The organism is Variovorax sp. LjRoot130 (assembly GCF_964253755.1).
Taxonomy (GTDB): Bacteria; Pseudomonadota; Gammaproteobacteria; order Burkholderiales; family Burkholderiaceae_C; genus Variovorax.
In genome coordinates, this window is record NZ_CAXURM020000001.1 from 3,177,923 (window position 1) to 3,198,122 (window position 20,200).

Genomic DNA, 20,200 nt, shown 5'->3' on the forward strand with positions numbered 1-20,200 from the left:
TGTCTTAATTGCCCAGGAAGTGTTTTCGATAGCGCGCCGGCAGGTCCTCGATGCGCATCAGCATCGGAAGGTCGGCGGTATTGAAGTCCGGATCCCAGGCCGGCGGGCCCAGAACCTTGGCGCCGAGCCGCAGATAGCCCTTGATCAGCGCAGGCGGCTCGATCTGGAGTTCGCCGTCGAGCCGATGCACCGGCAACGGCAGCCGCGGCTGCACGTGGTACTGGATCGGTGCCATATGGGTGGCCGAGAGCTGGCGCCAGATGCTGGCCGCCGCATCGCCGCTGGTCACGCCGTTGTGCCACATCGGGATGCTGGCGCAGCCGATCATGGTGTCGAGCTTGTTGCTGTTCATGAAACCGGCCAGCGCACCCCAGAGCGCGAGGATCACGCCGCCCTGGCGATGGTCCGCATGGACGCAGCTGCGGCCCAGCTCGACCATGCGTTCGCGCAGGTCGCGCAGCCGCGTCAGATCGAATTCGGTGTCGCTGTAGGTGCTGCCGATGCGCCGGGCCTGGGCCGGCGTCAGCACGCGGTAGGTGCCGATCACCTGGTTCGTCGCCAGCTCGCGCACCAGCAGGTGCTCGCAGAAGTCGTCGAACAGGTCGATGTCGTGGCCTTCCAGCGGGGTCGTGAGGCGGGCACCCATCTCGCCCGCAAACACCTCGTAGCGCAGGCGCTGGGCCGCGCGGACGTCGTCCTGGTGCCGCGCCCAGGTCACGCTGATGCCGCCGGCTTCGGTGGCGGCGGCAGGGGTTGCCGCAGCCGGTACTGCAGGAATCGAAGCCGGTGCGCGGGCCGGGTTCGGCGCCGGCCACAGGGCGGCGCGCAGTCCCAGCTGCGAGAACGGAAACGTCGGCGTGGGCAGTTCTTTCATGCGAGACCCTTTCTGCGCACGGAGTCTGTGAGACAGCGGTGAAACACGCGTGTCAATCCGATGGCAGTTGCGTGACTTGCAACCATTGGCGCCTGCTTTCGGCGTCTAATCCCGACGTTTCGCCAACTGGAGTTCTTTCATGGCCGCCGAAGTCCAAGTCAGGGTCGAGGTCGAGACCCGCCGTCATCAGATGTTTCCCGTGCTGGGCGCCGCCTGCATCGAGCGCATCAGGCGCTTCGGCAGCGTGCGGCACTACGCGCGCGGGGACTGCCTCTTCCGGGCCGGCGAGCCCGGCCCGGGGATGTTCGTCGTGCTGCGCGGCATCGTGGCGATCACCCAGCGCGACGGGCTCGGGCGCGTGGTGCCCATCGAACGCCAGGGCCCGGGTCAGTTTCTGGCGGAGATCGCGCAACTCTCCGGCCGCCCTGCCCTGGTTGACGGCCACGCCGAGGACGATGTAGAGACTCTGCTGGTGCCGCCCGAGCAGCTGCGCGCGCTGATCATCGCCGAGGCCGACCTCGGGGAACGGCTGGTCCGCGCGATGATCCTGCGCCGGGTGGCCCTGATCGAATCGGGCAGCAGCGGGCCGGTGCTGATCGGACCGCCGCAGTCGCCCGCGCTGCTGCGGCTGCAGAACTTCCTGCGCCGCAACGGCCATCCCTACAACGTGGTCGACGCGACGCAGGACGCGGATGCGGCGGCACTGCTCGAACAGTACGGCGAGGCGGAACTGCTCGTGGTCTGTCCCGACGGTGCCGTCGTGGTCAATCCGACCGACAACGCACTCGCGCGCTGCCTCGGCATGGTCGACACCATCGACCACGACGAGCTTTTCGACGTGGTGGTGGTCGGCGCCGGCCCCGCCGGCCTCGCGACCGCCGTCTACGCCGCATCCGAAGGCTTGCGCGTGATCGTGGTCGATTGCCGTTCCTTCGGCGGCCAGGCGGGCGCGAGCGCGCGCATCGAGAACTACCTGGGCTTTCCGACCGGCATCTCCGGCGGCGCGCTCGCCGGCCGCGCCTTCGTTCAGGCGCAGAAATTCGGCGTCGAGATGCTGATCCCGGCCGAGGTCGCCTCCATGGACTGCAGCGAAGCCGATACCAAGGGAGAGCTCACGGTCCAGCTCACCGATGGCCGGCGCCTGCGTTCCCGAACCGTCGTGATCGCCAGCGGCGCGCGCTACCGCCGCCCCGAGGTGCCGCGCCTGGCCGAATTCGAAGGCCGCGGCATCTGGTTCTGGGCCTCGGCGCTGGAGGCCAAGCTGTGCGCACAGCAGGAGGTGGCACTGGTCGGCGGCGGCAATTCGGCCGGCCAGGCCGCGGTGTTCCTGTCGCAGCATGCCGCCAAGGTCAATGTGCTGGTGCGCGGCCCTTCGCTCGCAGCCACCATGTCGCGCTACCTGATCGACCGCATCGAGGCCACGCCCAACATCGAGCTGCATCCGCATACCGAGCTGGTGAGCCTGCACGGCGACCCGGCCTCGGGATTGAACGGGGCCACCTGGCGCTGCCGTCGCACCGGCGACGAAGAGCAGTGCCCGACGCGCAATATCTTCCTCTTCATCGGCGCGGTGCCGGAAACGGACTGGCTCGAGGGCTGCGGCGTCTCGGTCGACAAGCATGGCTTCGTGTTGACCGGGGAAGCGGCGCGCGGGGGATTTCCAGCCAGGCCCGCGGCTGCGCTGGAAACCAGCGTCGCCGGCGTGTTCGCCGTGGGGGACGTGCGCTCCGGTTCGGTCAAGCGCGTGGGCGGCGCGATCGGCGAAGGCGCTGCCGTGGTCGCGCTGATCCACAAGCACCTGGCACCGAGCGCCGTGGCCGCCTGAGGCCGGAACAGGCCGCGTTCTGCAGGAAAAGCCACCGGCCGCTATGCTGGCCGGCCCTGTCTCTTTCCTCTGGAACGCAGTCCATGTCTCAAGCTCCCATCGACGTTTATTCCTGGCCCACGCCCAATGGCCACAAGATTCACATCATGCTGGAGGAGTGCGGCCTCCCCTACCGCGCGCACCCGGTCAACATCGGCAAGGGCGACCAGTTCGAAGCCGGCTTTCTCAAGATCAGCCCCAACAACAAGATCCCGGCCATCACCGATCCCGAGGGCCCGGACGGCAAGCCGATCTCGCTGTTCGAATCTGGCGCGATCCTGGTCTACCTGGCCGGCAAGACCGGCGAGTTTCTTCCCGAAGGCGAGCGCGCGCGCTACGAGGTGCTGCAGTGGCTCATGTTCCAGATGGGCGGCGTCGGCCCGATGCTGGGCCAGGCGCATCACTTCCGCATGTACGCGCCCGAGAAGATCGCCTACGCCATCAACCGCTACAGCAACGAGGCGCGGCGCCTCTACGGCGTGATCGACAAGCAGCTGGCCAGCCACCGATTCATCGCCGGCGAAACCTACTCGATCGCCGACATCGCCATCTTCCCGTGGCTGCGCAGCTGGGAGAACCAGGGCATCGTGCTCACCGAGTTCCCACACCTGAAGAAGTGGTTCGAGGGCATCGCTGCCCGGCCCGCGGTGCAGCGCGGCGTCAAGGTGCTGGCCGAGCTGCGCACGCCGATCACCGGCGACAAGGAGCGCGAAATCCTCTTTGGCAAGACGCAATACGCGAAGCGCTGAGAAAGGCCTGCTTCGCACAGGCTAGAATCGCAGGCTTCGTCGGGGCGTAGCGCAGCCTGGTAGCGCATCTGGTTTGGGACCAGAGGGTCGAAGGTTCGAATCCTTTCGCCCCGACCAACTTTCTTTCTTCCGCCTCAGCTCACAGGCAACTGCTCCGGCATCGGTTCGGGCGGCGGTTCCTTCTTGGGCTCGGTCCGATCGGGTTTGGCCTGATCGAGTTCATCGATCATCTTTTCGCCCACCGGGTCCTTGCCGTCCGAAGGGATCGATTCTTCGAAGCCGATCTCGGGTTCCTCGTCGAGGATCGGGTGGCGTGACGAAGCGGGTTGGGTGGCGTCGTTGCTCATATTGAACTCCATGAGGAGCTTCCACATTCGCTCTTCGCGACACGCCCCGGCCTCAGGCAAAGGCCAGAGCCCTTGTCGTCCGGCGCCGACGCCGGGGACGCCACCGTAAAATCGGCCCCCATCTGCCCGTAGCTCAGTTGGATAGAGCACCTGCCTTCTAAGCAGGTTGTCGGGGGTTCGATCCCCTCCGGGCAGGCCATCAGCCAGTTTCATCAGGCTTCAATCAGTGTGGATTCCGGAATAACTTGGCCGGAATGACAAGATATGCCGGAAAAAGCGGCGACACGATATGCCGGAAAAATGGCAGGCAGTTGATCGAGCCCCGGCCTATTAATCCGTCGGTCCCTGGTTTGAGCCCGGGTCGAGGAGGCACTACAAGCCGCATAGGCACAAAGGGTTCCGCTACTAAATCGGTAGCAACACCCTTTGTCATTCCAGCCCGTGTCCACCTTTGGCCATTTCCAGCTTTGTCTGCAGGTGCCGACGGGTCGCGGTGCAAGCGTGCCCCGGCCACCTCCACACGCTGTTAGCCCCTTTCGGCTGTACTTGAACCGTTCGGCGGGACCTACCTAAAGGCCACCCCGGCACGCGACGGCGACGCGGCCGGCGAAGGCCAGCGCGATGCCGAGGCAGCGCGCGGCCTAGCCCGTCAGCCAGGCAGCGAGGCCGGGGCCGTACCGGATTGCGACAGGGGGCGCGCCGAAGGCCGTCTGCGGCCCGGGGCCGCCCCGGCCCGCATCCTTGAGCAGGGCCAAGAATTCGCGATTGATGCGCATCGAGGCGTTGAAGACCGCCATGACATCGTCGATATCGATTGTGTCGAGCATTCGCACCTGATCCGCTGTGTCCTCGTCATAGTGCCCGGTCGCCTTGTTGCGTACGCCGGACCAGCCGCGCAGGGTCGTGAGCTGCGTGCGGCATTCCTTGCGAACGGCGCGGTACGCGGCCTGCGACACGGTCATGCCGCGCTGCGCGGCCAGGACGATCGCGCGCTGCGACAGCTTGCCGACCGCCTGCTCGTATTCGTACATCCGGTGCACGAGGCCCTTCATCGCGACGCGCTATAGCCGCTCTGCGCGGTAGTAGGCCGGCTTGAAGCCGCGCCTGTTGGGCTGAATCGGCGTTGGCACTACTTCGTCCACAAGGCACCGCGACTGTCAGGACCGCCGCGACGATCCCAGCGATGCCGGCGGCGCGCGCCCACCACAGCATCTTCGCGTTGTCCGCCTTGCTCGCCTGCGCATCCTGGCGGATTGCCTCAAGTGCCGCGACGGTGCGGTTCTCGGCCTCCTCGGTCGCGTTCAGCCGGCGCGTGTTCTCGCGCATCGTGTCGACGATGTGATCCGACGACGAGACGCGCAACACCCTCGGCTCATTGATGGTGCGCCTTGCCGTCGCCGTGCGAATCTGTTCCGTCCAACTCTGCGCTCGATGTCGTCAACGGTCGTGCGCGGCGACGAATCTCGGTCTCGTATTCATGTGCGTAGCCCCCTGCGTGTAGCGCACCCTGGAGGGCCTGCTCGCGCCAAGCGAGAGCGCGCTCACGCAGATCAGCGTCGGAAAGGTCGCCGGGTTCAGTCATTGGTTGATTCTGACGTGGCACGCGGTCTCGCTGGCGTGAACGGTTGCGCGCAGCAATCAACAGTTGGTTCACAAGAGTGCCCACCAGCATCGACAAGGTTCTGGCGAACGCGCCGGTCGGATTGAGGTGCGACCCAGATTCATTCCTTCAGGACGATCCGGCCGTCTTCGATGAGGCGCCCCATCTTCTCGTACTCGGCGGCCAGGAATGCGGCATACGCCTTCGACGTGCCGCCGACGCGCTCCACCGCCAGCGCCAGCATCTTCTCGCGGACTCGGTGGTCGGCCAGCACCTCATTGGTGGCCCGGTTCAGCTTGTCGATGACCGGCACCGGCGTACCCGCCGGCACGTTCAGCCCCACGAAGGTGTACGCCTCGTAGTCCGGGTAGCCCTGCTCGGCCACCGTCGGCACATCCGCAAGCGAGGGCGAGCGCCGCTTGCCGGTCACGGCGACCGGCTTGATCCTGCCGGCCCGGATCAGCGGCTCGGCCACCGCGATCGAGCCGAACGCCAGATCGACGTGACCCGCCATGAGGTCGGTGAACGCCGGGTTCTCGCCCTTGTAGGGCACGTGATTCAAGCGGATACCCGCCAGCTTCTGGAAGTATTCGCCCGCCAGGTGCTGCGGACCGCCCTGCCCCGTGGTCCCGTAGCTGATCTGGCCCGGCTTGCTCCGCGCCAGCTGTACCAGCTCGGGCACCGTGTTCGCCGCGAGCGTGGTGCGCGCCACCAGCACGTTGGGAACGTTGTGAACATGGATCACGGGCATGAGGTCCTTGCGCGGATCGAAGCCTTGCTTCATCAGGTGCGGCTGTATCACCTGCGGGCCGGTGGTGCAGAAGCAGACGGTGTAGCCGTCGGGCGCTGACTTCGCGACATGGTCGGTCCCTATCGAGCCGGCTGCCCCGGCCTTGTTCTCGACGATCACGACCTGGTCCAGCACCCTGCCGAGTTCCTGCCCCACGAGCCGGCCGAGCACGTCCGTCGCTCCGCCTGCGGGAAAGGGCACCACCAGGTGTATCGGCCTGGCGCGGGGGTAGTCCTGCGCGCGCGACGAAACGGAGAACCCGAGCGCCAAAGCGACCATGAGCAGGGAGCCCAAAGCACGAAACAGCGTTGCAGAGACCATGGCCATCACCTGATATTCATGATTCTGGTGCCGGTACTTCGTGGGGTCACTGGGGTCTTCACTCCTCGACCGGCGCGAAATCGCTCTTCGTCGCGCCGCAATCCGGGCAGCACCAGTCATCCGGCACGTCGGCCCACGCGGTGCCGGGCGCGATGTCGTGGTCGGGATCGCCGAGAGCCTCGTCGTAGACATGCGCGCAGAAGAAGCACTGCCATTTCTTCGTGTTCACCGCGCGCGCACCTCCCAGATCAGCGGCAGCTCGAAAAGCGTGGCGTTGACGCCGGCGCGCACGCCGCATTCCCTGCCCGGCTCGATCTGGAAGTCGGGAATGCGCTTCAGCCATTCCTCGAGGAAGATCTTTATCTCGGTACGTGCCAGCAGCGAGCCCGGGCAACGATGCGCGCCGTTGCCGAAGGTCGAATGGATCGGCGTGCGGCGCTGGAAGTTCACCGCCATCGGATCGTCGAACTGGCGATCGTCCACGCCGTGCAGCGTCGTCGGCATCACGACCATGTCGCCGGCCTTCATCTCGACGCCCTTGTACTGCATGTCCTCGCGCACCATGCGGCCTTGATTGACGACCGGGAAGCGGCGCAGCAGTTCCTCCACCGCCGCCGGGATGCGATCCGGGTGTTCGATGAGCTCCCTGCGGTGCGCCGGGCTGGTGGCCAGGAAGCGCGCCGCGAAGCCCATCGCCGAGGCCACGGTGTCCAGGCCGCCGATCAACACCAGCGCCACCATGGGGATCACCTCCTCGTCGGTGATCGGCCGCCCGTCGACCTGCGCCTTGGTCAGCTGGCTGATCGCGTCCGGGCCGGGGTTCTCCCGCCGCTCCTTCACCTTCTGCGCGGCATAGCCGAAGATGTTCATGTAGCTCTGCTCGCGCTCGGCTTCACTGCTCGGGCGCACCTGCTGATCGGCCCAGGCCAGCAGTTTTTCGCGGTCTTCGACCGGCAGGTCGACCATGCGCATGAATATGCCGATGGGCAGGTGCTGGGCGAACTCGCCGACGAACTCGCAGCGACCGCGCGGATAGAAGCCCTCGATCAGCTCGATCGCCTGCTCGCGCGCGCGCCCCGCGAGGGCCGACACCGCCTTCGGCGACAGCAGCGGGGACAGCAGCGTGCGGTACTTCGTGTGCTCCGGCGGATCGAGAAAGATCGGAGGCATCCTGTGCGTGTTGCGCTCGGCGGGCACCACGAGCTTCTGCGAGGTGAAGCGCTCCGCATCCTTGAAGATCTCGTAGATATCCTCCCCGCGCGTCGCAACCCAGTGCCCGCCATTCTTCGGCGTCCAGAAGATGTCGGGGATGCCGGGATCGTGCAGGCGCTTCAGCGCGGCGTGATAGTCGCCATCGGCGACCTCGACGTTGTACAGGTCGAACTCGTGCACCAGCGCGGCGGGCACGTGCGGCGGGATTCGGTCGGCAACGGAATGACTCATGTCGGGGACCTCTTGGGCGAAGTGCGGGCCCTGCGGCTCGTGGGGCGGGATGCGCGTGCCGGGCCGGCGATCGCCAGCAGCCCGCGCAGGTAGAGCAGGAACATGTCGCCGGCGTAGGCGGGGTTGCCGCGCTGCGCGCCGTGGCCGCTCTGCAGCGCCAACGAAGCGCCGAAAGACAGGGCCGCCGCGGCGAGCGCTTCGGGCGCAGCCGGCGGCTCCTTGCCGGCCTTCTCGAACATGGCCGCGAAGACGCGTGCGACGTGCCGGTGGTGGGCGGTGATGAAGGCGTGATAGTGGACGGCGAAGTCCGGATTGCGCTCGGCATGCAAGGTCAGCTCGATCCACAGCAAACCACCGTCGCCGTCCCGTCGGGAACGTCGGAAGCGCGCCAGGAACCCTTGCAGCACGGCCTCCGCGTCCTGCGCCTCGGCGACCACCCTGCCCCACTCGGTGGCTTCGCGTTCGAGCCATTCGCTCATCAGCTCGAGCAGCATGTCTTCCTTGGTGGTGTAGTTCGCATAGAAGGCACCCCGGCTCAGGCCCGCGGCCTGACTGATGCCATCTACAGACGCCGCACCGACGCCCTGGTCGGCGAACGCCCTGGTGGCGGATCTGCGCAGGCGGGCCTTAGTGACCTCGCGCTTCTCTTCACGGCTCAACGCTTGCATGAATGTCTCCTTCAAATACAGTTATGTATTCTAATTTTCGCTCGATGTTCTGATATTGGTACACACCCTAGGCAAGGTGTTTCATTCGTCACGCTTCTTGACGTCTTTCTGTCGGACGTTCAGAATTACGCACTATGTTCATATATTAGACCGACCAGTGTCCTCCACAAGCTACGACCTGAGCGACGACCAGAAGGCCATCCAGGACCTGATCCGGCGCTTGGCGCGCGACAAGGTGGCGCCGCGCGCCGACGAGATCGATCGCACGGCCGAGTACCCGCACGACATGTTCGAGCTGCTCAAGGGGCTGGGCCTGTTCGCGCTGCCCTTCCCCGCCGAATACGGCGGCACCGGCAGCACGCTGTCGGCCTGCGTCGCGGTCGAGGAATTCGGGCGCGTGTGCTACAACACCGGCTACCTGCTCGTCGTGCAGTGGACGCCGTTCGGCGCGATCCTTGCCGGCGGCACCGAGGCGCAAAAGCAGCGCCTGCTGCCGGGCCTGGCAAGCGGCGAGCTGCGCGGCGCTCTGTCGCTGACCGAGCCACAGAGCGGTTCCGACGTCTCCGGCATCAAGACCACCGCGCGCCGCACGGCCGACGGCTATGTGTTAAACGGTGCGAAGATCTGGTGCACCAACGCCGACATCGCCGACTTCATCCTGGTCGCCGCGAAGACGCAGGACGAAGCCGGGCAGCCGCTCGGCATCAACCTGTTCATCGTCGATCGCGGCACGCCCGGTCTGACGGTGGGCCGCAAGGAAGACAAGATGGGCGCCCGCGGCGTGCCGTCGTGCCCGCTCTTCTTCGACCAGGCGCGGATTCCGGCGGAGAGCCGCCTCGGCCCCGAGGGCGGCGAAGGCTTCAAGGTCGCGATGGAGGCGCTCAACACCAGCCGCCCGATCGTCGCGGCGCGTGCCGTCGGCATCGCGCAAGGCGCGATCGACCATGCCGTCCGATACATCCAGGAGCGGCGCGCCTTCGGCCAGGCGATCAGCGACTTCCAGGGCGTGCGCTGGATGCTCGCCGACATGGTGATGCAGACCGAAGCGGCGCGCCAGCTGGTCTACCGCACCGCCGCCATGGTCGACGCCGGCGTCACAGGTCGGGCGCTGGCGCCGATGGCGGCGATGGCCAAGTGCGTCGCGTCCGATGTCGCGATGAAGGTCGCCACTGATGCGGTGCAGCTCTTCGGCGCCGCCGGCGTGTCGGCCGAGTACCCGATCAACCGCTACTTCCGCGATGCGAAGGTGGTGCAGATCATCGAAGGGACGAACCAGATCCAGCGCAACATCATCGCCAACAGCCTCCTCGGGAAGGCCGGCCGATGACGGGACCGCTGGCCGGCCTGAAGGTCGTCGAGCTGGCTGGCATCGGCCCGGGCCCGATGTGCGCAATGCTGCTTGCCGACCTCGGCGCCACCGTGATCCGCGTCGACCGCAAGCAGCCTGTGAAGCTGGGGCTCGAGCGGCCGCTCAAGTTCAACACGCTGCTGCGCAACCGCGGGTCGATCGCGCTCGACCTGAAGCAAGCGGCCGCGGTGGAGGCCGTGCTCGGGCTGGTCGAGCAGGCTGATGCGCTGATCGAAGGCTTCCGCCCCGGCGTCACCGAGCGCCTCGGCCTGGGGCCCGACGTCTGCCTCGCGCGCAATCCGCGCCTGGCCTACGGGCGCCTGACCGGCTGGGGTCAGAGCGGGCCGCTGGCGCAGGTGGCGGGGCACGACATCAACTACCTCGCCATCACCGGCATCCTGGAGGCGATTGGCCGCGAAGGCCAGCCGCCGTCGATCCCGCTGAACCTGCTCGGCGACTATGCGGGCGGATCGCTGTACATGGCCGTCGGCCTGCTCGCCGCGATCCTGGACGCGCGCCGCACCGGCCAGGGCCAGGTCGTCGACGCAGCGGTCGTCGACGGCGCCGTGCACCTGGCGACGACCTTCCACGGCATGGTCGCCGGCGGCATCTGGCGCGAAGGCCGCGGCGGCAACCCGACCGACGGCGGCTCGCATTTCTATGACTGCTACGAGTGCGCCGACGGCCGCTGGATCGCTGTCGGGCCGATCGAGGAGAAGTTCTTCGCCGAGCTGCTCGCCCGGCTTGAGATCGACGCCTCGAAGCTCGGCCCGCAGATGTCGCGCGAGCACTGGAAGCCCGCCAAAGAGCTGCTCGCCGCCACGTTCAAGAAGCGCACGCGCGACGACTGGGCAGCGCGCCTCGAGCAGACCGACGCCTGCGTGTCGCCGGTGCTGAGCTTCGCCGAGGCAGCGCGGCATCCGCACCTGAAGGCGCGCGGCAGCCTGGTCGAGATCGACGGCATCGTGCAGTCCGCGTCTGCGCCGCGCTTCTCGCGCAGCACGCCCGCCATTCCGACGCCGCCGCAGCCGGTCACGCCGGGGAACACCGACCGGGCCTTGTCGCGCTGGTTCTCCCAGGACAAGATCGCGGCACTGCGACGCGACGGCGTCATTGATTAGGGTCTGTTGACCTGGACACCCCATGGACCTCCGCTACACCGACGAAGAACTCGCCTTCCGCGACGAGGTGCGCGCCTTCTTCGCGACGGCGCTGCCGCCCGAGATCCGCCGCAAGTGCGAGCTCGGCCAGCGCATCGGCAAGGACGAGATGAAGCGCTGGGTGCGCATCCTGCACGACCGTGGCTGGGCCACGCCGTCGTGGGCGCCCGAATGGGGCGGCACCGGCTGGGACGCGGTCAGGCAGTACATCTTCAAGGAAGAGCTCGCGATGGCACCGGCGCCCGAGCCGATCTCCTTCAACATGAACATGATCGGGCCGACGCTGATTACCTTCGGCAGCGAGGAACAGAAGCGCCGCTTCCTGCCCCGCATCGCGCGCATGGACTATTGGTTCTGCCAGGGCTTCTCGGAGCCGGGTGCGGGCTCGGACCTGGCGGCACTGCGCACCAGCGCGGTCCGCGACGGCGACCACTACCTCGTCAACGGCCAGAAGCTGTGGACCTCGACCGCGCACCATGCCGACTGGTGCTTCCTGCTTGTGCGCACCGACCCGGCAGCGAAGAAGCAGCAGGGCATCACCTACCTGCTGATGGACATGCGTTCGCCGGGCGTCTCGGTGCGGCCGATCGTGACGATCGACGGACACCACGAGACCAACGAGATGTTCCTCGACAACGTGCGGATCCCGGTGGCGAACCGCGTCGGCGAAGAGAACAAGGGCTGGGACTACGCCAAGTACCTGCTCGGTCACGAGCGCAGCGGCATTGCCCGCGTGGGCGTCTCGAAGTTCCGGGTGCGCCGCGCCAGGCAGCTGGCCGCGCAGGTGCTGCAGGGCGGCCGGCCGCTGATCGAGGACGAGCGCTTCCAGGAGCGCGTCGCCGAGATTGAGGTCGAGCTGAAGGCGCTCGAGATCACGCAGATGCGGCTGATCGCCGAAACGGCCAAGCGCCCCAACGGCAAGCCCGACCCCAAGTCCTCGATCCTGAAGATGAAGGGCTCGCAGCTGCAACAGGCGGCGGCCGAGCTGCTGCTGGAGGTTGCGGGACTGCATGCGCTGGAGTTCGACCCCGGCTTCGTCGCCGGCCGGCCTGACGCGGCCGAGGAGGCCGACGACTGGGCGCTCACGATCGCCGCCAACCACTACTGGGCGCGGCACGTGTCGATCGTCGGCGGCTCGAACGAGATCCAGCGCAACATCCTCGCCAAGACCGTGCTCGGGCTCTGACCAACCATGGATTTCGACCTCACCGATGAGCAGCGCATGCTGCAGGACAGCCTGCAGCGGCTTTTGGCCGAACGCTGCGGCTTCGAACAGCGCCTCGCCTGCCGCGACGAGCCCGCCGGCTACAGCCGCGAGTTGTGGTCACGCTATGCCGAGATGGGCCTGCTCGGCCTGCCCTTCGCCGAAGGCGACGGCGGCCTCGGCGGCGGCCCCGTCGAGACCCTGATCGTGATGCAGGCCCTCGGCCGTGCGCTCGCGCTCGAGCCCTACCTCCCGACAGTGGTGCTGTGTGGCGCCTTGCTGCGCCAGGCCGGCTCGGCCGCGCAGCGGGATGCGCAGGTGGGCGCGATCGTCGCCGGCGAGCGCACGCTGGCCTTCGCCTCTGCCGAAGCCCAGTCGCGCTACGACCTGGCCGACGTGGCGACGCGGGCCGAGCGCGAGGGCGACGGCTGGCGGCTCTGCGGCACGAAACGGTTCGTGCTGGCCGGCGACAGCGCCGACCTGCTGATCGTCTCGGCCCGCACAAACGGCGACTCGCGCGAGTGCGACGGCGTGTCGCTGTTTCTCGTCGACCCGGGCGCCGCCGGCGTCACGCGCCGCGGCTACCGCACGCAGGACCACCAGCGCGCCGCCGACATCTGCTTCGATGCAGCGCACGTGGGTGCCGACGCCTTGCTCGGCCCCGAGGGCGCCGCACTGCCGCTGATCGAGCACGCGATCGATACCGCCACGGCCGCGCTGTGCGCCGAAGCGGTCGGCGCGATGGAGCGGGTGCACGAGATCACCGTCGAGTACCTGAAGGTGCGCAAGCAGTTCGGCGTCGCCATCGGCAGCTTCCAGGCGCTGCAGCACCGTGCGGTAGACATGCTGGTCGCCGTCGAGCAGGCGCGCAGCATGGCCTTCTATGCAGCGATGATGTGCGGCGAGCCCGACCCCGCAGCGCGCGGCCGCGCGATCTCCGCCGCCAAGGTGCAGATCAACAAGAGCGCGCGCTTCGTCGGGCAGGAGGCGATCCAGCTGCACGGCGGCATCGGCATGACCGAGGAATGCCAGGCCGGACACTACTTCCGGCGGCTGTCGGTGATCGAGATGCTGTTCGGCGACACCGCACACCATCTGCGGCGGGTGGCGGCCGCAGGCGCAATGAGCTAGGCCGCTCGCGCCTCGATGCCGCCGACCACGCCAGACGCCTTCGCCGCGACTTCCTTGACCGCGGCCTTCAGCTGATCGAGCTCGTTGCGGAAGCGATCCGACGGTCCGGCGATGTTCAGCGAGGCGACACAGTTGCCGTCACCGTCGAACACCGGCGCGGCCACGGCGGCCAGCCCGACCATGTAATTGTCCACCGAGGTCGACACGCCTTCGGCGCGGATCCGGTCGAGCTCGCGCGAGAGCGACGCGCGCGTGAGCGGAATCGCCGTCCTGACCTTGAACTGCACCGACGACAGGTAGGCATCGCGCCAACGCTTCTCGGTATAGGCGAGCAGCAGCCGCCCGGCGGAGCTGGCATAGAGCGGCCGCGTGGTCCCCACCGGAATTTGGTAGCGCACCGGGTGCGGGCTGTCGATGATCTCGACGTAGGTCAGCACCTCTGCATCGCGGTTCAGCACACCCAGCAGCACGGATTCGCCGGTGCGCTGGCAGAGCTCCTCCATGAACGGCCGGATCATCTTCGGGAAATTCCAGGCCGACATCACGCTCGCGGCCAGCCGGAAGATCGAAGGCCCCAGCCGGTACTGACCGGCGCTGTGGATCAGGTAGCCCTCCGCGACCAGCGGGCGCAGCAGGTTCAGCAGGCTGCTTTTCGGGGACTCCAGCGTGACGTTGAGCTCGGCCAGCGACATGCCGTCGGGCGTCATCGACAACACGTCGAACAGGCCGAGCAGTCGCGTGAGCGAGCGTGGGCCGGTGACATCGCGATCCGCGGGGAGGCTTGTGTTGTTGTCTTCGACGATTTTCTTGGTGGCCATTGAATCCCCGTGCAGGCTGGACGGGCCGCTCAGTTCGGTCGGGCCCGTCAGGCTGGCAATGCTACCCGAGCTCGGTTCCATCGCAGCCTCTACAGCGCCCCGGTCAGCTCGGGGACGGCCTGGAACAGGTCGGCCACGAGGCCGTAATCCGCCACGCCGAAGATCGGCGCCTCCGGATCCTTGTTGATCGCGACGATGACCCTGCTGTCCTTCATGCCCGCCAGATGCTGGATCGCCCCCGAGATGCCGACCGCGACATACAGCTGCGGCGCGACGATCTTGCCGGTCTGGCCCACCTGGCAGTCGTTCGGCGCATAGCCGGCGTCGACGGCGGCGCGCGACGCGCCCACCGCGGCCCCGAGCTTGTCGGCCAGCCGGTCGAGCAGATGGAAGTTCTCGCTGCTTCCCATGCCGCGGCCGCCGGAGACGACCATGCGCGCCGCGGTCAGCTCGGGCCGCTCGGAGACCGTCAGCGCCTGGCCGACGAAGCGCGACGTTTCGCTGGCCGGCCCGGCCGGCACCGGCACGAGCGTCGCCGCACCGCCGCTGCCTGCCGCGTCAAAGGCTGCGCCGCGCACGGTGAGGACCTTGATCGCATCCAGCGCCTTCACGGTGGCCATTGCATTGCCTGCATAGATCGGGCGCACGAAGGTGTCCGGCGCGATCACTTCGGTTATGTCGGAGACTTGCGCCACATCGAGCAAGGCGGCCACGCGCGGCATCACGTTCTTGCCGGCCGAGGTGGCGCCGGCGAGCACATGGCTGTAGTCGCGCGCCAGCGCCGCGACCAGCTCCGCGAGGCTTTCAGCGAGCGGATGCGCATAGGCGGCGGCATCGGCCACCAGCACTTTCGAGACGCCGGCGATCGCCGCGGCCTCCCGGGCCGCACCGTCGCAATGGTGGCCGGCGACGAGCAGGTGCACCTCGCCGCCGATCTGCGTCGCGGCCGTCACGGCCGCCCGGGTGGCGCCCTTGATCGCGCCGTGCTCATGTTCCGCGAGGATCAGGATCGCCATCTCAGAGTACCTTTGCTTCGGACTTCAGCCTGGCGATCAGCGTCGCCACATCGCCCACCTTGACGCCGCCGGCCCGCTGCCTCGGCTCGCTGACCTTCAGCACCTGCGTGCGCGGCGCGAGGTCGACGCCGAGCGTCGATGCGGCGATCGTCTCGAGCGGCTTCTTCTTCGCCTTCATGATGTTCGGCAGGGTCGCGTAGCGCGGTGAATTCAGGCGCAGGTCGACCGTGACGACCGCCGGCAGTTTCAGCGCCAGCGTCTCGAGCCCGCCGTCGACCTCGCGCGTGACTTCGACGCCGTCGCCGCCGACGACCACCTTCGATGCGAAGGTCGCCTGCGGCCGGCGCAGCAGCGCGGCGAGCATCTGGCCGGTCTGCCCGGCGTCGTCGTCGATCGCCTGCTTGCCGAGGAAGACCAGCTGCGGCTGCTCCTTGTCGACCAGCGCCTTCAGCAGCTTGGCGACGTGCAGCGGCTCAAGCGCGTCCGAGGTCTCGACCAGGATGCCGCGATCGGCGCCCAGCGCCATCGCGGTGCGCAAGCTTTCCTGGCAGGCCGGCACGCCGATGCTCGCGACAACGACCTCGGTGACGACCCCCGCCTCCTTCAGGCGGACGGCCTCCTCCACCGCGATCTCGTCGAAGGGGTTCATCGACATCTTGACCCCGGCCAGATCGACGCCGGTGCCATCGGACTTGACGCGTGCCTTGACGTTGTAGTCGATCACGCGCTTGACTGCGACCAATGCCTTCATGCCCGGATCCTCCTCACACCGGATCCCACGGCGTCAGCTTCATCGACGGCACGTTGTCGAAGAAGCTGGCCTCGAAGGCCGGCATCGCCTCGTCGGCGATCATCTCGGGCGTCCAGCCGCCGCCGCGGTGCATCGAGCGGATCATGCGGATCTGGCTGAAGAAATAGATCTCGTTGGCGCGCACACCGAAGATCTGCCCCGAGACCTTCTCGGCGCGGTCGCTGGCGAGGTACACCGCGAGGGGAGCGATCTTGGCGCTCTCCATCTTCTTCAGCTTTTCCACGCGCGCCTTCTCCTCCGGCGTGTCGGCCGGGATGCCGGCCGTCATCGCCGTCCACGCCCACGGCGCGATGCAGTTGGACCGGACCTTGAACCGCGCCATGTCGAGCGCGATCGACTTCGACAGGCCCACGATGCCCATCTTTGCGGCCGAGTAGTTGCCCTGGCCGAGGTTGCCGATCAGCCCCGAGGTCGAGGTCATGTGCACGTAGCTGCCGCTCTCCTGGCTCTTGAAATGCGGCGCCGCCGCGCGCGTCATGTAGAAGGAGCCGTTCAGGTGCACGTCGATGACGGCCTGCCACTCCTCCTTGCTCATGTTGAAGATGAAGCGGTCGCGCACGATGCCGGCGTTGTTGACGATGCAGTCGATGCGGCCGAAGCTGTCGAGCGCGGCCTGCACGATCTTGTGAGCCGAATCCCACTCGGCCACGCTCTCCACCGCCGCCACCGCCTGCCCGCCCGATTCCCTGATCTCGGCGACCACCGATTCGGCCAGCGCCTGGCCGCTTTGCTTGTCGCGCGCGAGGTCGTTGACCACCACCTTCGCGCCGTGCGCGGCGAACGCCTTCGCGAAGTCGCGCCCGATGCCGGCACCGGCGCCGGTCACCACCACGACCTTGTCTTGAATCATGCCCATCCGCTTGCTCCTTGAGTTCGATGTCTAGTCGCCGCTGAAATCGGGCGTGCGCTTGCCGCGGAAGGCAGCGACGGCTTCGGCGTGGTCGCGCGTCTGGTTCGACAGCAACTCGTAGGCCATGCCGGCGTCCATCACCGAAGCGGCGATCTGCTTGAGCCCGATGTTGATCGTGGCCTTGGTCCACTGGATCGCGCGCCGCGCGCCGCCGGCCAGGCGCTGGGCCCAGGCGTCGACGGCCGCATCCAGTTCCTCGGCCGGCAAGGCGAAGTTGACGAGCCCGATCGCGGCCGCCTCCTCGCCGGTGATTGCGTCGCCGGTCAGCAGGTATTGCTTGGCTCGCGCATAGCCGACGAGCTGCGGCCAGATGACCGCGCCGCCGTCGCCAGCGACGAAGCCGACCTTCACGTGCGGATCGGCGATCTTCGCGTGATTGGCGGCGAAGATGGTGTCGCAGAACAGCGCCAGCGTCGCGCCCAGGCCCATCGCGGCGCCATTCACCTTGGCGATCACCGGCTGCGGCACGTCGAGCAGCCCCATCACGAGGCGCTTGGCCATCGTCGCATCCGGCACCATCAGCGACGGGCGGTCGATCAGGCGCTGCATCTGCTCGACGTCGCCGCCGGCGCTGAAGGCCTTGCCGGCGCCGGTCAGCACGACGACGTGCGTCGCATCGTCGCGAGGCAGTTCGCCGAACAGGCGCTCGAGCTCGTCGTGCATCGCGGTGTCGAACGCGTTCAGCGCCTCCGGGCGGTTGAAGGCCACATGAAGCACGCGCCCGTCGCGGCGCAGAGCGAGGCTGCGGTAATGGTCGAGGTTCACGATGCCGTCTCCAGTTGCGCCTCGACGAAACGCCCGAGGTGCCAGTCGCCGTCGCCGTACAGCGTCGTCAGCGCCAACAACCGCTTGTAGTAATGGCCGATCGGGTACTCGTCGGTGAGCCCGATGCCGCCGTGCAACTGGATGCCCTGCCCGCCGACGAAGCGGGCGGACGATGCCAGCAGCACCTTCGCGGCCGAGACCGCCTGCCGCCGCGCCGCCGGCGCGCCATCGAGGCTGGCGATGCCGCGGTACAGGATCGATCGCGTCTCCTGGACCTCTACGAACATCTCCGACATCCGGTGCTGCAGCGCCTGGAAGCGGCCGATCGGCTGGCCGAACTGCTGGCGCGTCTTCAGGTACTCGCTGCTCGTCTCGAGCACCGCCTCCATGCAGCCCAGCGCCTCGGCCACCTGCGCGAGTGCGGCGCGATCGAGCGCCTCTTCGAGCGTCGCGAGGCCGGCCCCGGGCGCCGTGAGGCGCGCGTCGGCGGCAACGAAGACCGAGCGCAGCTCCAGGTCGGCGGCCAGCGTGCCGTCGATCAGCGGATAGCCGTGCAGCGTGGCCGCGCTCCTGTCAACCAAGAACAGCGCGAGCCCTTCGTCGGCGACTCGCGCCGACACGATGAAATGGTCCGCGCCGAGTGCGCCCGGGATCATCAGCTTGGTGCCCTCGATCAAGAAACCTTCGCCCTCGGCGCGCGCCGTGGTCGACGCCGCGTCCAGCTCGTAGCGGCTGGCCGGCTCGCTGTGCGCGAGCGCGATCTGCAGCGCACCGCCTGCGATGGCTTCGAGCAGCTCGACGCGCCGATGCGCCGCGAACACCGGCGCATCGGCGGTCTCGACCAGTCGGGCCGCCAACACCGCGCAGCCGATGAAGGGCTCGAGCGCCAGCGCGCGGCCGAGCTCCTCGGCCACCAGGGCTGTCTCGACGAAGCTGCAGCCCAGGCCGCCGAAGGCCTCCGGGATGCCGAGGCCGAGCCAGCCCATCTCGGCGTACTGCGCCCAGTGCGGCGTCGATGCGCTGCCGGCCGCCTGCAGCCGGCGCCGCGCCTCGAAGCCGTACTGCTCGCGCACGTAGCGGTTCGCGGCATCGCGCAGCATCTGCTGCTCTTCGCTCAGGTTGAAGTCCATTTACCCGTTCCTGCCTGCGTCCTGCCTACAGCCCGAAGGCGAGCTTGGCGATGATGTTCTTCTGGATCTCCTGCGATCCGCCGTAGATCGTCGACGCGCGCGTAATCAGCGCCTGCGCGGTGCGGCCGGGCACCTGCGGCGGCCAGCGCAGCGCCTCGTCGCTATCGATCGCTTCGCCTTCGCCGTGACCCCACTGGCGCAGCGCATGCAGGCCCAGCGCTTCCACCTGCAGTTCGGTCACGCGCTGCTGCAGCGCCGAGCCGCGCAGCTTCAGCGCCGACACCACCGCGTCGAGGTTGTGGCGGTTCTTCTCCTCCGACAGCACGCGCAGCACCGAGTATTCGAGCGCGAGCAGCTCGACCTCGACGCGCGCGAGCTTGCGCGCGAACTCGGGGCGCTCGATCAGGCGCTGGCCATTCACGCGCTGCACCGTGGCGATCTCGCGCGCCTTCTCGAGCTCGCGCTTGTTGAAGTAGAGGAAGGCGCTCGCGGTGCGCTCCTTGCCGAGCAGGTACTTGGCATAGGTCCAGCCCATGCCCGCCTCGCCGACCAGGTTCTCGCAGGGAACCCGCACGTTGTCGAGGAACACCTCGTTGAGCCCGAGGCCGCCTTCGATCGAGACGATCGGCCGCACCGTCAGGCCCGGCGTGTCCATCCTGATCAGCAGGAACGAGATGCCGCGCTGCGGCTTCACGTCGGGGTCGGTGCGCACCAGGAAGAAGCCCCACTCGGCCATGGAGGCATCGCTGGTCCAGATCTTCTGGCCGTTGACGACGTAGTCGTCGCCGACCCGCTCGGCCCGCGTCTTCAGGCTCGCGAGGTCCGAGCCGGCGTTGGGCTCGGAAAAGCCCTGGGTCCAGAACTCGTCGCCGGCCAGCATCGGCGGCAGGAAGCGCCGCTTCTGCGCCTGCGACGCAAACGCGAGCATCACCGGCGCGACCATGTGCAGCCCCTGCCAGCTGTAGTCGAGCCCGTCGGCGTCGTACAGCTCCTGCATGAACAGGTGCTTGCGCAGCGGACTCCAGTCGGTGCCGCCCCATTCGACCGGCCAGTGCGGCGCGCCCCAGCCGCGGCCGTGCATCAGCTTCTGGAACGCCCGCACGTCGTCGCGCGCCGGCGGATGCGCGCCGATGTAGAAGCGGCGCGCCATCGGCCGCGGCAGGTTGTCGCGAAAGAACGCGCGAACCTCCAGCCTGAAGGCCTCGTCCTCGGGAGAAAACTCGAAGCGCATGGACAGTGTCGTTCCTTGTT

General features: G+C 67.9%; 21 protein-coding genes and 2 tRNA genes. 9 read left to right on the forward strand and 14 right to left on the reverse strand.

The genetic code is table 11. The features are described from left to right. Window positions 1–4 precede the first annotated feature (4 nt). Window positions 5–874, reverse strand: a complete 870-nt coding sequence (locus ACSQ86_RS15785; RefSeq protein ID WP_436304247.1) for a GNAT family N-acetyltransferase — start codon at window positions 872–874, stop codon at window positions 5–7. 139 nt (window positions 875–1,013) lie between these two features. On the opposite strand from ACSQ86_RS15785, the gene ACSQ86_RS15790 reads away from it, so the two are divergent. The 3 genes from ACSQ86_RS15790 (at window position 1,014) to ACSQ86_RS15800 (ending at window position 3,604) form a co-directional block, all read left to right on the forward strand. Beyond that, window positions 1,014–2,699 carry an FAD-dependent oxidoreductase gene (locus ACSQ86_RS15790; RefSeq protein WP_436304248.1) on the forward strand — a complete coding sequence of 562 codons (1,686 nt, stop codon included), beginning with the start codon at window positions 1,014–1,016 and terminating at the stop codon, window positions 2,697–2,699. Window positions 2,700–2,782: 83 nt separating this feature from the next. After that, window positions 2,783–3,487, forward strand: a complete 705-nt coding sequence (locus ACSQ86_RS15795; protein ID WP_436304249.1) for a glutathione binding-like protein — start codon at window positions 2,783–2,785, stop codon at window positions 3,485–3,487. A gap of 40 nt (window positions 3,488–3,527) precedes the next feature. Beyond that, window positions 3,528–3,604: transfer RNA gene (locus tag ACSQ86_RS15800), tRNA-Pro, on the forward strand. A gap of 17 nt (window positions 3,605–3,621) precedes the next feature. Here ACSQ86_RS15800 and ACSQ86_RS15805 read toward each other — a convergent pair. Further along, on the reverse strand, window positions 3,622–3,834 hold the full coding sequence (locus ACSQ86_RS15805) for a hypothetical protein (protein WP_436304250.1): 213 nt from the start codon (window positions 3,832–3,834) through the stop codon (window positions 3,622–3,624). A gap of 122 nt (window positions 3,835–3,956) precedes the next feature. Between ACSQ86_RS15805 and ACSQ86_RS15810 the strand changes: the two genes are divergently transcribed. Then, window positions 3,957–4,033 (forward strand) — tRNA-Arg (locus tag ACSQ86_RS15810). 442 nt (window positions 4,034–4,475) lie between these two features. On the opposite strand, the gene ACSQ86_RS15815 is transcribed toward ACSQ86_RS15810, so the two are convergent. Beyond that, window positions 4,476–4,886 carry a hypothetical protein gene (locus tag ACSQ86_RS15815; protein ID WP_436295456.1) on the reverse strand — a complete coding sequence of 137 codons (411 nt, stop codon included), beginning with the start codon at window positions 4,884–4,886 and terminating at the stop codon, window positions 4,476–4,478. A gap of 131 nt (window positions 4,887–5,017) precedes the next feature. On the opposite strand from ACSQ86_RS15815, the gene ACSQ86_RS15820 reads away from it, so the two are divergent. Next, window positions 5,018–5,176 carry a hypothetical protein gene (locus tag ACSQ86_RS15820; protein ID WP_436304251.1) on the forward strand — a complete coding sequence of 53 codons (159 nt, stop codon included), beginning with the start codon at window positions 5,018–5,020 and terminating at the stop codon, window positions 5,174–5,176. 379 nt (window positions 5,177–5,555) lie between these two features. On the opposite strand, the gene ACSQ86_RS15825 is transcribed toward ACSQ86_RS15820, so the two are convergent. Genes ACSQ86_RS15825 through ACSQ86_RS15840 form a run of 4 tightly spaced genes read right to left on the reverse strand, consistent with a single transcriptional unit; the run spans window position 5,556 to window position 8,656 of the window. Next, on the reverse strand, window positions 5,556–6,545 hold the full coding sequence (locus tag ACSQ86_RS15825) for a Bug family tripartite tricarboxylate transporter substrate binding protein (protein ID WP_436295458.1): 990 nt from the start codon (window positions 6,543–6,545) through the stop codon (window positions 5,556–5,558). 58 nt (window positions 6,546–6,603) lie between these two features. Then, a complete protein-coding gene (locus tag ACSQ86_RS15830) occupies window positions 6,604–6,774 on the reverse strand; it encodes a rubredoxin (RefSeq protein WP_244503761.1) in 171 nt (56 codons plus the stop codon). Next, a complete protein-coding gene (locus ACSQ86_RS15835; protein WP_436304253.1) occupies window positions 6,771–7,988 on the reverse strand; it encodes a cytochrome P450 in 1,218 nt (405 codons plus the stop codon). Before ACSQ86_RS15835 ends, ACSQ86_RS15830 begins: the two co-directional genes overlap by 4 nt. Further along, window positions 7,985–8,656 (reverse strand): TetR/AcrR family transcriptional regulator, encoded by a 672-nt coding sequence (locus ACSQ86_RS15840; RefSeq protein WP_436304254.1) that lies wholly within the window; start codon window positions 8,654–8,656, stop codon window positions 7,985–7,987. The genes ACSQ86_RS15835 and ACSQ86_RS15840 overlap by 4 nt, the downstream gene beginning before the upstream one ends. Window positions 8,657–8,813: 157 nt before the next feature. Between ACSQ86_RS15840 and ACSQ86_RS15845 the strand changes: the two genes are divergently transcribed. The 4 genes from ACSQ86_RS15845 to ACSQ86_RS15860 are packed head-to-tail and all read left to right on the forward strand — an operon-like array spanning window position 8,814 to window position 13,499. Continuing rightward, a complete protein-coding gene (locus tag ACSQ86_RS15845; protein ID WP_436304255.1) occupies window positions 8,814–9,983 on the forward strand; it encodes an acyl-CoA dehydrogenase family protein in 1,170 nt (389 codons plus the stop codon). Beyond that, a complete protein-coding gene (locus tag ACSQ86_RS15850; RefSeq protein WP_436304256.1) occupies window positions 9,980–11,125 on the forward strand; it encodes a CaiB/BaiF CoA transferase family protein in 1,146 nt (381 codons plus the stop codon). Before ACSQ86_RS15845 ends, ACSQ86_RS15850 begins: the two co-directional genes overlap by 4 nt. A gap of 22 nt (window positions 11,126–11,147) precedes the next feature. Further along, a complete protein-coding gene (locus ACSQ86_RS15855) occupies window positions 11,148–12,350 on the forward strand; it encodes an acyl-CoA dehydrogenase family protein (RefSeq protein ID WP_436309103.1) in 1,203 nt (400 codons plus the stop codon). Window positions 12,351–12,356: 6 nt separating this feature from the next. Next, the gene (locus tag ACSQ86_RS15860; RefSeq protein WP_093103478.1) at window positions 12,357–13,499 is read left to right on the forward strand and encodes an acyl-CoA dehydrogenase family protein; all 1,143 of its coding nucleotides are present in this window, start codon (window positions 12,357–12,359) and stop codon (window positions 13,497–13,499) included. Here the strand turns inward: ACSQ86_RS15860 and ACSQ86_RS15865 are convergent. The 7 genes from ACSQ86_RS15865 to ACSQ86_RS15895 all read right to left on the reverse strand — a co-directional run bounded on the left by ACSQ86_RS15865 (window position 13,496) and on the right by ACSQ86_RS15895 (window position 20,180). Then, window positions 13,496–14,317 (reverse strand): IclR family transcriptional regulator, encoded by an 822-nt coding sequence (locus ACSQ86_RS15865; RefSeq protein WP_436295465.1) that lies wholly within the window; start codon window positions 14,315–14,317, stop codon window positions 13,496–13,498. The genes ACSQ86_RS15860 and ACSQ86_RS15865 overlap by 4 nt on opposite strands. A gap of 89 nt (window positions 14,318–14,406) precedes the next feature. Then, window positions 14,407–15,333 (reverse strand): electron transfer flavoprotein subunit alpha/FixB family protein, encoded by a 927-nt coding sequence (locus tag ACSQ86_RS15870; protein ID WP_436295466.1) that lies wholly within the window; start codon window positions 15,331–15,333, stop codon window positions 14,407–14,409. 1 nt (window position 15,334) lies between these two features. Then, window positions 15,335–16,084, reverse strand: coding sequence for an electron transfer flavoprotein subunit beta/FixA family protein (locus ACSQ86_RS15875; RefSeq protein WP_436295467.1), 750 nt, complete (start codon window positions 16,082–16,084; stop codon window positions 15,335–15,337). A gap of 13 nt (window positions 16,085–16,097) precedes the next feature. Continuing rightward, window positions 16,098–17,000: an SDR family NAD(P)-dependent oxidoreductase gene (locus tag ACSQ86_RS15880; RefSeq protein ID WP_436304258.1), complete on the reverse strand. Its 903-nt coding sequence runs from the start codon at window positions 16,998–17,000 to the stop codon at window positions 16,098–16,100. A gap of 24 nt (window positions 17,001–17,024) precedes the next feature. After that, window positions 17,025–17,819 carry an enoyl-CoA hydratase/isomerase family protein gene (locus tag ACSQ86_RS15885; protein ID WP_436304259.1) on the reverse strand — a complete coding sequence of 265 codons (795 nt, stop codon included), beginning with the start codon at window positions 17,817–17,819 and terminating at the stop codon, window positions 17,025–17,027. Beyond that, on the reverse strand, window positions 17,816–18,949 hold the full coding sequence (locus ACSQ86_RS15890) for an acyl-CoA dehydrogenase family protein (RefSeq protein ID WP_436309104.1): 1,134 nt from the start codon (window positions 18,947–18,949) through the stop codon (window positions 17,816–17,818). The genes ACSQ86_RS15885 and ACSQ86_RS15890 overlap by 4 nt, the downstream gene beginning before the upstream one ends. A 25-nt stretch (window positions 18,950–18,974) precedes the next feature. Beyond that, a complete protein-coding gene (locus ACSQ86_RS15895) occupies window positions 18,975–20,180 on the reverse strand; it encodes an acyl-CoA dehydrogenase family protein (RefSeq protein WP_436309105.1) in 1,206 nt (401 codons plus the stop codon). Window positions 20,181–20,200 lie beyond the last annotated feature (20 nt).